5 protein-coding genes are annotated in these 13,074 nt (G+C 52.6%); 4 read left to right on the plus strand and 1 reads right to left on the minus strand.

Annotation, left to right across the window (positions count from 1 at the left end; genetic code table 11):
- Nucleotides 1–3: 3 nt before the first annotated feature.
- Nucleotides 4–1,278, minus strand: coding sequence for a glycosyltransferase (locus HJG54_RS09240; RefSeq protein WP_316434595.1), 1,275 nt, complete (start codon nucleotides 1,276–1,278; stop codon nucleotides 4–6).
- A gap of 157 nt (nucleotides 1,279–1,435) precedes the next feature.
- Between HJG54_RS09240 and HJG54_RS09245 the strand changes: the two genes are divergently transcribed.
- From HJG54_RS09245 to HJG54_RS09260, 4 genes are all read left to right on the plus strand, one after another.
- Entirely contained in the window at nucleotides 1,436–1,885 is a 450-nt protein-coding gene (locus HJG54_RS09245) for an HHL1-like protein (protein WP_316434596.1), read from the plus strand.
- Between the two features lie 246 nt (nucleotides 1,886–2,131).
- Nucleotides 2,132–10,138, plus strand: coding sequence for an aminotransferase class I/II-fold pyridoxal phosphate-dependent enzyme (locus HJG54_RS09250; protein ID WP_316434597.1), 8,007 nt, complete (start codon nucleotides 2,132–2,134; stop codon nucleotides 10,136–10,138).
- 7 nt (nucleotides 10,139–10,145) lie between these two features.
- Complete coding sequence (leuB, locus tag HJG54_RS09255) at nucleotides 10,146–11,219, plus strand: 3-isopropylmalate dehydrogenase (RefSeq protein WP_316434598.1); 1,074 nt, start codon at nucleotides 10,146–10,148, stop codon at nucleotides 11,217–11,219.
- A gap of 64 nt (nucleotides 11,220–11,283) precedes the next feature.
- Entirely contained in the window at nucleotides 11,284–13,008 is a 1,725-nt protein-coding gene (locus HJG54_RS09260) for an aconitase/3-isopropylmalate dehydratase large subunit family protein (RefSeq protein ID WP_316434599.1), read from the plus strand.
- Nucleotides 13,009–13,074 lie beyond the last annotated feature (66 nt).

Here is a 13,074-nt window from a genome sequence, read left to right on the forward strand (position 1 = left end):
CCCTTACCGTTTGTGGGGGACAGGAGCGCCCTGCTGTCGTTCGATTTGCTGTTGCCAGAGGTTGAGAAGACGGTCCACGGCAGCGTCCCAGTCATAGTTAGTGGCGTGGGCTTGGGCGGTTTGGCCCATGCGTTGGCGCAATTGGGGATTCTCGACGAGGCGCTGAAGTTTGGCAGCAAAATCCTGCCAGTTGCGGGGCTGATACAAAAAACCAGTTTGTCCTGATTCGATTGTGTCGATGACGCCGCCTGCGGCTGGGGCGAGTACGGGCACACCCGCAGCAAAGGCTTCCAGTACAGTCAATCCTTTGGTTTCCTTTTCGGATGTGGTGATGTGGATGTCGCTGTGGAGCAGTAAGGTGGGAACCGCGTTGGGGGCAATCCGGCCCAGAAAATGAACGGTTAGGGGCAGGGTGCTGAACGCTTGGGCAATTTCGGTCTGCATGGAGCCATCACCGGCAATCACCAAGGCAATTTGCGACAACAGGGTTTGGTACTGGGCAGACCGAGCGATTTGAGAGAATGCTGTCAGCGCAAACGTCCAGCCTTTGTCGGGGGTCAGTCGGCCTAGAAACAGCAGTTTCACCCTGGGGTCGGGCGGGTCAAGGTCTGGAATGTTGTAATGGCGAGCAAAAAAATCAGCGGATTTGAGCTGAGGGTCGAACTGGGCTAGGTTAACGCCCAGCAACTCGGCCTGGATGGCATTTTTGATGCCCATTTGAATGGCCTTCTGGTAGGTAATCGGGCTGCTGATCAGAGTTGCACCGTAGGCGTTGTAGATGCGAGCCACAATCCGTTTAGAAATGAATTGCATGCCACGAATGATCAAGGCTGGCAGGGCAAAGTAGTCTTCTAAGTACTCAATGAAATTGGTGTGCAGGAAACTGACGCAGGCAGTGGAGTAGTGTTTGGCGAAATCCACGGCAGGAATTTTGTCAAAACCTAACTGCAACCGCTCTGGCTCATCGACATGAATGATATCGGGCTGAAACTGGGCTAGCGCATCTAGGAGTTGGGGATAGGCGGTTTTAGTGACGTTACGGTCAAACTCCAGGCCCATAAACGGAGAACTGGCTAAGGGAGTTACCGTCACCCCCGGCAGAATTTCCCCGACATACTTTTGCCAGTCGGGATAAATGGCGGCAGTCGCACTATAGTCCGGACAGAGCAGCAACACCTGATGCCCCCGTTGGCTTAAGCGCTGCACCCGGTTAAAAACCGTGATTGTGACTCCATCAATAACGGGGAAAAAGCCGGATGTGAGAATGGCGACTTTCACAGGCAGCCTCCTGTTTTTTTTATTGAAGCAGATGATGGGGGGATGCGGCTCGTGAGCCTCGCCGAACGAGGGGAGATGGGGGATGAAGAAGTAAATTGGCTTAAAGTGTTGTAAACTTTTGTTAAGATTTTTAGGTAATAGTTTGTGGGGCGACTCGATGACAACTCACTCTGGATTTGGCAAATCTCAATCTCGGCCTCAGGTTTCTAAGCGGGCAACAAAGCGGGCTGAGGCGTCTAAGCAGTTGGATCAGATGCGGGCGGATGGGGTGCCGGAGTTTGAGATTTACTTGCGGATTCGGGGGAAGAAGAATTGGTATCCGGTAGGGGTGATTGCGGTAAAACGGTCGAGCCAAATTAATCAGGCAATTTTTGGCAGTCAGGAAGATTTGCTTCAGGGGGCGTTTCGCCTCTATCCGGTGTTGCGGAAGCATCAGCAGCATCTGGAGTATGGCTACCGGCTGAAGGAATATAAAGATGAACCGATTCAAGTGGCGGTGCCACCTCAGGCAGGTAGCAAGGCCGGTTTGCAGACGGTGTTCAACCCAGTAAAGCATCAAATTGATCAAATTAAGGCCCGGGTGGCGGGTTTGCTGCAGCGGGGGTAGGGACTAATCTTCATCCACACCCTCTCTGGACAAACTTGAAACAATCAAATGAAGAATCAAAACAAACAGTAAAAACAAACAATAAAATTTAAAACTTCGACAATCTACGGAAACTTCTAACAGACAGCCGTGTGACATCCGCGTGAACTAAAATTGGCTGAATTCCATCATTGAATTGGTTCGGTTCAATGCAATCGATTCGAATTCGGCTTTGATGGTGAGGGAGTCTGCTGGAATTGGTCTGGTATGAAGTTAGAACCCATTGCGATTATTGGGATTGGCTGTCGGTTTCCGGGAGGTGTATATAGTCCAAATTCGTTCTGGCAATTGCTGCGGCAGGGGGTAGATGCCATTACGGAGGTGCCTCGGTCGCGCTGGGATCCGGCGAAATTTTACGATCCGGACCCCAATAAACCCAACAAAACCAATACGCGCTGGGGTGGGTTTGTAGAGGCGATCGATGGTTTTGACCCACAGTTTTTTGGGATTGCGCCTCGCGAAGCCGTGACGATGGACCCGCAGCAGCGGCTGTTGCTAGAAGTCACTTGGGAAGCTCTGGAGGATGCTGGGCTGATACCAGAACGGTTGCGTGGCAGTCAGACTGGGGTCTTTATTGGCATCGGCACGCATGACTACTCGATTCGGATGTGGCAGCATCCGGTGAACGATCCCTACGCCACGACTGGGACGGGCAACTGCATTGCGGCCAATCGTATTTCCTATGTATTTGACTTCAAAGGCCCCAGTTTGGCGGTGGATACGGCCTGTTCATCATCGTTGGTGGCGGTGCATCTGGCCTGTCAGAGTTTGTGGTGTGCGGAATCGAGCTTGGCGCTGGCCGGCGGGGTGAATCTGCTGCTGCTGCCAACCGTGACGGTGGGATTCAGCAAGGGCGGGTTCATGTCGGGTATGGGACGTTGCAAAAGCTTCGATGCTTCAGCGGATGGCTATGTCCGCAGTGAAGGGGCCGGCGTGGTGCTGTTGAAGCCTCTGTCCCAGGCGATGACAGATGGAGATTTAATCTACGCCGTGATCCGCGCCACTGCTGTGAACCAAGATGGATTTAGTAACGGACTGGCCGCTCCCAATTCTCAGTCTCAGGCTGCTGTTTTGCGAGAAGCCTATCGTCGAGCTGGGATTGCGCCGAATTTAGTGCAGTATGTGGAAGCCCACGGTACCGGCACCAAACTGGGTGACCCGGTAGAACTAGAAGCGCTAGGAGCTGTGTTAGGAGAGAATCGCACCCGTGATTGTGCGATTGGCTCAGTGAAGACCAACATTGGCCATGCCGAAACGGCGGCTGGAGTGGCAGGGTTAATCAAGGTGGCTTTAGCCCTGAAACACCAGCAAATTCCGCCTAGTCTACATTTTCAAACGCCCAATCCCCAAATTTGCTTCGAGCAGCTAGCTCTGCGGGTGCAGACGCGCTTAACGAAATGGAACGCTCAGCAAGGAATCCGGATTGCTGGCGTCAACTCGTTCGGCTTTGGCGGCACCAATGCCCATGTTGTAATAACGGATGTCAAACCTAAACGCAAAAAGGCGACCAAATCCCAGAGCCAAATCGATCGCCCCTGTCATCTCCTAGCACTATCGGCTAAAACCGAGGCAGCCTTGCGAGACCTAGCCCAGCGGTATCTGGAGTGGGATGCCTCCCAGCTCGCCAATCTCTGCTTTACGGCCAATGCCAAACGTTCGCACTTTTCTCAACGGTTAGCGGTGGTGGCTGAGTCAGCAGAGCAGTTGCAGCAGCAGCTCAGAACGTTTGTGAGTCAAGCTGCAAATCAAGCATGGTTCGGCTCGGTGGCCATGGGCCACGCGACGGGTTCAGTAGAAATTGCCTTTTTGTTCACCGGCCAGGGTTCCCAATACATTGGCATGGGACGGGAGCTGTACGAAACCTCTCCTACCTTTCGAGCGGTACTGGATCAGTGTGATCGGCTGTTGCAGGCGGAGTTGGGTGAGTCGATTTTGGCGGTAATGTGGGGAGATGCGGCTCGTGAGCCTCGCCGAACGAGGGGAGATGGGGAAGGTAAGAATATAAGTGTGCTTCCGACTCCTGATGCCTTGGATCAAACTGGCTATGCGCAGCCAGCATTGTTTGTGTTGGAGTATGGGTTGGCGCAGTTGTGGTTGTCGTGGGGGGTGCGACCGAGTGCGGTGCTAGGGCACAGTGTGGGGGAGTATGTGGCGGCCTGTATTGCGGGGGTGTTTAGTCTGGAGGATGCGCTGAAGCTGGTGGCGGCAAGGGGACGATTGATGCAGAAGTTGCCGCCGGGGGCAATGATGGCGGTGATGGCAAATGAAACATTGGTGAGACGTTGGATTCGGGATGAGCAACAGGTAGCGATTGCGGCAGTGAATGGTCCTGAGAATCTGGTGATTTCGGGTGAACCGGAGGCGATCGCTCGGATGGCAGCGCATCTAACAGCCACAGGCATCAAAATAACTCCGCTGCGGGTTTCCCATGCCTTTCATTCGCCGTTGATGGAGCCGATGCTGGCGGCGTTCGCAGAGGTGGCGGCTCAGGTGTGCTATCGGGTGCCTCAGTTGCTGCTGGTTTCTAACCTTACAGGTGATGTGGTCGGTGCAGAGATTGCGACTCCAGACTATTGGTGTCGGCATGTGCGGCAGGCAGTTCGATTTGCTGATGGTTTGGCAACCTTGCAGCAACACGGGTATGAGGTGTTCCTCGAAATTGGTGCTAGCTCGTCGCTGTGCAGTATGGGTCGTACCTGTCTGCCCCAGCCAGGAAACCTGTGGCTGCCCAGTTTGCGATCTGGTCAATCGGATTGGCAAGTGCTGTTGCAGAGTTTAAGTCAGCTTTATGTGCGAGGGGTAAAGGTCGATTGGGATGAGTTTGATCGGCCCTACGGGCGACAGCAGATTGCGGCTCCAACCTACCCGTTTCAGCGGCAGCGCTATTGGTGGGAACCTGATGTGTGCGTTGAACAAACTGTGTCGGTGTCGGCACCTACTGGAGAAACGTTGCATCCCCTGCTGGGTCAGGCAATGACTTTAGCGAACCAGCCAGAAATCTATTTTCAGGTTGAGATTGATCTACAGGAATTGGTATATCTTCAAGATCACAAAATTCTGAACAGAATCGTGTTTCCTGCTGCGGCTTATGGGGAAATGTTGCTGGCTGCTGTCACAAACCTGAAGCAGAACGAATTTGTGATTCAGAATCTGACTATTGAAAAGCCTCTATTTTTGCAGACTGATCAGATTAAAATTCTACAGCTTAAGCTGACGTCAACCGATTCAGGATATAAAGCTGAGATTTTTGGTTGTGACAGAAATGTAAACATTAAAGCAAATTTTATTCGCTACACGACTGCGATTCTGTCAGCCTCAGCCTCAGGGAATCTTGCGGTGCCGAAGTGGCGTGATTTGAACGCTCTGCAAGCGTCGATGCAGCCTACTGCACCCAGTTCTGATTACTATCAACAGTTGAGGAGAGAAGGATTAAACTATGGCCCGTGCTTTCAGGCAGTGCAGCGGCTTTGGCGCGGTAAAGCACAGGCTCTGGGTCAAATTCAGTTACCATCAGGTTGCTCTCTAAAAGAGGGCTACCGGCTTCATCCGGTTTTGCTCGATGCCTGTTTTCAACTTGTGGCAGCCGTAGTCGATCCAGCTGTATCAACCCCATTTCTGCCGGTTAGCCTTGGAAGTCTGCAGCAGGTTGCGCCTGTGACTGAACAGATTTGGACACTGGTGGAACTGGTTGAGAATGTTGATGCGCAGCAGATTAAGGCCAATCTCTTCCTCATGGATGCAGCAGGCAATCTGATCGCAACAATCAGGGAATTTTGTCTGCAGGCTGTCAGTTCTCGCTCGCTGCAACGTCTGTTTGGAGCAACTGAATCGATTGAAGATCACTTCTATGAAATTCGCTGGCAGTCAAAACCGTTACGTCCGTCAAGTGCAGAACAATATTTGGTAGAACATTTAGTAGAACAGCAAATAGAACATCAATGTCTTCAATCTTGGTTGATTGTTACTAATCATGTTACTAATCATGTAACTGATCAAAAAGTTACGGATGAACCAGAAAAGGACTTAGCAGCCGAGCTGGTCCTGGCCCTACAGCAACAAGGGCATCACTGCACCTGGATATCGGCTGAGGAGGTCGGCCCAATTAATCTGGCAAAACTGGTCCATCCGCCAGATCAGGTGATTTACCTTTGTCAGCCTCAGCTTTTATCTAGCCAGGAGTTGATGTCGATTCAAGAAAAAATTTGTGGTCAGGCGCTGGCTTTGATCCAAGCTCTGGCCCAGAAGCGATGGACTCCCAAACTGTGGTTCGTCACCCAAGGGGCACAGGCTATCGAGGTGGGAGCGCAGGCATCCTTATCTCAGGTGCAGCAAGCGGCATTATGGGGATTGGCACGTGTGGTTCGACTTGAGTATCCAGAATGGCAATGCACCTGTTTGGATCTCGATCCGATGCAGCCTGATGTCACAGCTTTGCTACAGGAATTGCTGCATCCAGCAGCTGACGAGGTCGAAGATCAGATTGCCGTTCGCCAAAATCATCGCTATGTAGCGCGGTTGGTGCGTTGTTCAGATTCATTGCACTCTTCAGCCCTACCCGATCGGGTTTATGCCCATAAACTACCTCTGCCCGATTCCGAAGCATTTCAGCTCAAAATGAATGACTATGGCATGCTGGATCAGCTCCGTCTAGTTCCGGTCGAACGGCAAGCGCCAGCGGCGGCAGAAATAGAAATTCAGGTGCGGGCGGCGGGGCTGAACTTTCGCGATGTGCTGAATGCGCTGGGGGTGCTGCAGCCCTATTTAGAACAAATGGGCGTTGTGGATGCTGCTCAAATACCGTTCGGCTGGGAGTGTGCCGGTATTGTGACGGCGGTAGGGAAAGATGTTCGCCATTTGCAGGTGGGCGATGCCGTGATTGCCGTGGCGGCAGTGGGCAGCTTGGGACAATTTGTGACCGTGCCCGCTGCGTTTGTAAGCGCCAAGCCGGAAGCCCTTAGCTTCAGCGAAGCTGCCACCATTCCCACGCCGTTTCTGACAGCCTACTATGGCCTGCATCATCTGGCTCAGATCAAACCTGGCGAGCGCGTCTTGATCCATGCGGCGGCTGGCGGAGTTGGATTAGCCGCCGTTCGGTTGGCGCAGCAGGCTGGCGCTGAAGTGTTCGCTACTGCTAGCCCTGGCAAGTGGGCTTTCCTGAAATCGATCGGGGTGGCGCATGTGATGAACTCCCGCACGCTCGACTTTGCCGCTCAAATCCGGCAGCTCACCCAAGGCCAGGGTGTGGACGTGGTGCTCAATAGCTTGAACGGCGAATTCATTCCCCAAAATTTAGCCATCCTGGCTCCCCACGGACGGTTTGTAGAGATTGGCAAAGTCGGTATTTGGCAGCCAGAGCAGGTACAGCAAGTTCGCCCCGATGTTGCCTACTACCCCTTCGATTTGCTAGAAATTGCCCAGTGCCGGCCGGCCTTACTGACCTCGATGCTGCACGATCTGATGCCCCAATTTCGGCAAGGTGTTTTGCAGCCGTTGCCCTACACTAGCTTCGCCATCGAGTCTGCTGTTAGCGCCTTTCGCTACATGGCCCAGGCCAAACACATTGGCAAAGTCGTTCTTAGCTTACCGATCCGCCCTCCCCTGCCCGTGCGCTCCAGCGGCAGCTACCTGATTACCGGTGGCTATGGCGGCTTGGGGCTGCAAGTCGCCCGCTGGCTGATCGACCAAGGCGCTACCCACCTGATTTTAGTCGGACGCCGTGCCCCCTCTCCCCCGGCCCAAGCCATTCTTCAGGAACTCCAACAACGCGCCACCCTTGATCTAATCCAAGCCGATATCAGCAACCCGATCGAAGTCAACTCCCTCCTCTCCCCTCGTTCGGCGAGGCTCATGAGCCGCATCTCTCTCGTTCGGCGAGGCTCACGAGCCGCCAACTCCCCGCTACGCGGCATCATCCACGCCGCTGGCCTGCTCGATGACGGCCTTCTGCAGCAGCAGAGTTGGGAGCGCTTCCAAGCCGTAATGGCCGCGAAAGTTCAGGGAGCCTGGAATCTACATCAGCTCAGTCTTGATCAGCCGCTCGACTTCTTTGTCTGCTTTTCTTCCGTCGCGGCGGTGCTGGGTTCGTTGGGACAGGGCAGCTATGCAGCCGCCAATGCGGTTCTGGATCGGCTGATGCACTATCGGCGACAGTTGGGACTACCTGGTCTGAGTGTGAACTGGGGCGCTTGGGCCGGAGTGGGGATGGCGGCGCGGTTGGGGCCAGTGCAGCAGCAGCAGATCATTCAGAGTGGAATGCGGTTGATCGATCCTGTGGAGGGAGTGCGGGCACTGGAACGGTTGCTGCAAAGCAATGTCACGCAGGTGAGTGTACTGCCAATGGACTGGCCTACCTTCCAGATGCAGATGCCTAACCGGACTTTGCCGCTGTTGCGGGACGTTGTGTCAGAAGTACCAATGGCTGCATCGCAGTCGAGTCAGTCACCAACCAGTCAATCACCGCCAGTCCCCATATCACCAAACCCCGTATCACCAAACCCCGTATCATCCAATCCAGTTTCATCCGTGTTGCGGCTCGCTTCAGCGGCTGATCGGGCTGCGACACTGCAACATCAGATTCGGGAGCAGTTGGCGCGAGTGTTGGGCTTTAGTTCAGCAGAAGCAGTTGATCCGCACGAGAATTTTGGCGATCTGGGCATGGATTCGCTGATGGCGGTCGAGTTTAGAAACCGCTTGGAAGCTAGTCTCGGCTGCCCAATTCCGCAAACCCTTGCCTTTGATTATCCCACCGTTTCTCTGTTGGCCGACTACTTGATGCAGTATCTCAACCAGGAGGGAAGCCAACATTCTTCCAGGAATGGGGCGGATGAAATAGAATCGGCCCCAATCGCAGCTAATGCACCAAGCGCTGCGTCACCTGAGGACACACCGAATTCTGAAGTTGAGTCGGCTAATGAACTCAGCACGAAACCAATTTCTGAGTCAACTGCTGAGTCAATTTCTGAGTTAGCAGATTCTCGTTTAATGGAAGCTGAGCTTGATATTCCAGCCGCGTATCATCACTTTGAGCTAACACCCGAATATCTCAATCTGCGCTCGGATCTGGAACGGCTGGAACAGCTCGGCAATCCGTTTTTTGAAACCCACGAAGGCATTGCCAGAGATACAACTCAAATCCACGGTCAGCAACTGCTGAGTTATTCCAGCTACAACTATCTGGGTCTATCGGGCGACCCCTTTGTCACCACTGCGGTAAAGCGAGCTGTAGAGACTTATGGAACATCAGTTTCGGCCAGTCGGGTTGTGGCTGGAGAACGCCCGATTCACCGGGAGCTGGAACAGGAAATTGCCAGCTTTCTAGGAACGGAAGATTGTATTGTTTATATTGGCGGACATACCACTAACGTCACCACAATCGGTCATTTATTTGGTGAAAATGATTTGATTATTTATGATGCCTTGAGCCATAACAGTATTCGGCAGGGCTGTGAACTGGCAACGGCAACGGCAATTGAATTTCCCCACAATGATTGGCAGGCATTGGAGGATTTGCTCGCGCAAAAGCGTCGTTGTTACCAAAAGGTGTTGATTGCAATCGAGGGAATATACAGTACTGATGGCGATTTGGCTCCACTGCCCGAGATCGTAGCGCTCAAGCAAAAGTACAAAACCTTTTTACTGGTGGATGAAGCCCATTCGATTGGTGTTTTGGGGCCGACTGGACGCGGCATTGGTGAGCATTTTGGCATGCTGGCGGCACAGGTGGATCTGTGGATGGGGACGCTGAGTAAATCCTTGGCAAGCTGTGGTGGCTACATTGCCAGCAGTAAGGCAATGGTGGCATACCTAAAATACACAGCTCCTGGATTCGTCTATAGCGTTGGTATGTCTCCGGCCAATACAGCAGCGGCCTTAGCAGCACTCCAACTGCTCCAGCAAGAACCAGAGCGAGTCATCCGGTTGCAGCAGCGCGCTCAGCTTTTTCTGTCGCTGGCCCAACAGCAGGGACTGAATACCGGCAACAGTCAGCAATCGCCAATTATTCCTGTAATTGTAGGAGAACCGCACAGGGCTGTAAAACTCTCCCATGCGCTGCGTCGGCGTGGAATTACTGTTCAGCCAATGGTGTATCCGGCGGTGCCCTACCATGCGGCCAGATTACGATTCTTTATCACTTGCCTTCACAGTGCTGATCAAATTACCTCTACGGTGAAGGTAATAGCAGCAGAACTAGAAGCGCTAAGCAAAAAGGAATAGGGTTTGAATGAGTAAGCGGTATCGTGTGGTTGCCCTGCCAGGTGAAGGAATTGGTCCAGAAATCATGAATGTAGCGCTGTTGGTGCTCGACTGTGCAGCTCGGTTACATCATTTCTCCGTTCAGATTAACTGGGCGCTAATTGGCCCGCCGGCCTTGGCTGCTTGCGGTAATACTTTGCCCCAGGAAACCGTGCAACTCTGTCGCAAATCCGATGGCATTGTGTTTGGGGCTGTTTCCCAAGGGGGATTGCTAGAGCTACGCAAACAGTTTGATCTATTTGCCAATTTGCGCCTGGTTCGCCCTTCTCCTTTTCTATTTCATTGCTCGCCGTTGAAGACGGAACAATTGCAGAGCGTTGACATTCTATTTGTAAGAGAACTGGTGAGCGGAATCTATTTTGGTCCATCGGGGCGAGGAATGGATAGCAATGGAGAGTATGGCTATCATACGATGCAGTACTACGATTGGGAGATTCGCCGGATTGCTAAAGTCGCTCTACGTCAAGCTCACTATCGACAGGGTTTGCTAACAGTCGCCCATAAGGAAAATGCGTTGCCCCATATTCCCTGGAGCCAACTTGTGGCCGAAGAGGCGCTGATGTTTCCCAATGTGGTTGTTGAGTATATGTTAGTTGATAATCTGGCGATGCAGCTAGTGATGCGACCTCAGCATTTTGATGTGATTTTGGCTGGAAATTTGTTTGGCGACATCTTGAGCGATATCGGTGGGGCGTTGGTAGGCTCGGTTGGTCTGTTGGGTTCGGCCAGTTTGAACGAAGATGGATTCGGCCTCTATGAACCGATTCATGGCACTGCTGCTGATCTTGCTGGTAAAGGAATTGCCAACCCACTTGGAATGATCAACAGTATTGTTATGATGTTGCAGCAGTGGGAAGAACATGCCGCCGCCAATTTAATTCTGCAAGCGCAGGACCAGCTTTTATCCCAAGGTTATCGCACGGCAGATCTGTGGTACCAGCAAGCAGGGTCAGCAGAAAAGCTCGTTACCACGCAAGAATGCGTCGAGTATCTGATTGATGCGATGGAGAACATTTTTCAGTCGGTTTGGAGCAGGAATTAGTGGATGAGTGGATAGATCAGTCACGAGCCATGAATACAGCTATGAATTACTATGATGATTTAGGATGATGATTGAGCGAGTTCTAAAACTGGGCGATGACATCAATACGGATGATATTATTCCGGCTAAACGCGGTACAAATTCTGATCCTGATTACTTAAAACACTATGCTCTGGAGCATGTAATCGGTGAGGGCAATCTGCTGAACTACGATATCATCGAGGCTGGAGAAAATTTCGGCTGTGGCTCTAGCCGCGAGTTTGCGCCGATTGCGATCAAAGCAGCTGGTATCAAGAAAGTGCGTGCTCGCTCGTTTGCTGAGATCTTCTACCGCAACAGTATCAATATTGGCTTGCCGGTGGAATGGATTGATCAGTCCCGGTCCCATCCGGTTGAGGAGGCGATTGTGCGGGCGGGTGGACTGCTTGCCTTTAATCAACAGCGTTTGGATGGGTGTGTTGTCCTTCCTAAGGGTGAAACGCCACCGCGACCGATGACGTTAGCAGAAAAATTGTTGGCCCGTGCTGCTGGTCAAGCCTATGTGCAGCCGGGAGACGTGGTGTTCATCCAGGTTGATTTGGCGATGTCCCATGATGCGATTGCTGGCCCGGTGAGTGAGCTGTTCTATCAACAGTTTGGTTCAGCGGCGCGGGTATGGGATGCCAATCGGGTGGTGCTAGTTGCCGATCACTTCATTCAGATCAACGATATTCGTCCGGATGCCCAAGCGATCGACATGCATCAACAAATGGTTCAGTTTGCCCAACAGCAGGGCTGCCATTTGCTGGATGTGGTTTCGCCCGGTGATGCGGCAGGGATTTGTCATGTGCTGCTGCCGGAACAAGGCTTTGTGCAGCCGGGGATGGTGATTGCGGGAACCGACTCCCACAGCTGTACCTATGGCGCGTTTGGCTGCTTCTCGACCGGGATTGGCAGTACCGATATGGCGAACCTGCTGGCAACTGGCGATATGTGGATTCGAGTTCCAGCCACGATCCGAATCGAATTGACCGGCAGTTTGCCGCCATTTATTAGCGCAAAAGACATCATGCTGTTCATCTTGGGGCAGATTGGCTGCGATGGTGCCCTCGGTTGCGTGATCGAATTTGGTGGTAGTGTTATTGAGCAATTGGAAATTGATGAACGGATGACGTTGGCGAATATGGCCGTTGAATGTGGTGCGATCTGTGGTGTGATTGAACCTGATGAAGTGACGTGGAATTATCTCTCCAATCGCATTGCCAGAACAGCAACTCAACTCGATTGTTCGTTAACTAGCGATCCGGATGCGGTCTATCAGCGAGTTTATCAATTTGATCTGAGCCAGCTCCAGCCTCAAGTGGCTTGTCCGCCCAAGCCGGATCAGGTGGTTACGGTGAGTGAACTAGGTCATGTTCCGATTACGCGCGCCTTTATTGGTTCCTGTACCGGCGGCAAACTGTTTGATCTGGCTGAAGCAGCAGCGGTATTGCGCCAGCGGCGGGTGGCTGCCAGCGTCAGTCTGTTTGTTGTGCCCGCGTCCCAGCAAGTGCGACAAAAAGCTGAGGAGTTGGGATACTTACAAATTTTGGAGCAAGCTGGAGCACAAATTCTCAAGACGGGCTGCGGAGCTTGTATCAATGCAGGCTTGGGGGTTCTAGGTAAAGCGGAAGTGGGTATCTACGCTACGAATCGAAATTTTAAGGGCAGAAGCGGTGATCCCAGCGGTCAAAATTATCTGGCGTCGCCACGAATTGTGGCGATCTCGGCGGTGCGCGGCAAAATCAGCGATCGACTAGAGGATGAGTAACTCAGACAACTTGCATCATGAAGTGCAAATTATAGATGAGAATGTATGGTAAATATTGCTGGTGTT

Source organism: Leptolyngbya sp. NK1-12, assembly GCF_032598965.1.
In the GTDB taxonomy this organism is placed as follows: domain Bacteria; phylum Cyanobacteriota; class Cyanobacteriia; order Elainellales; family Elainellaceae; genus Elainella.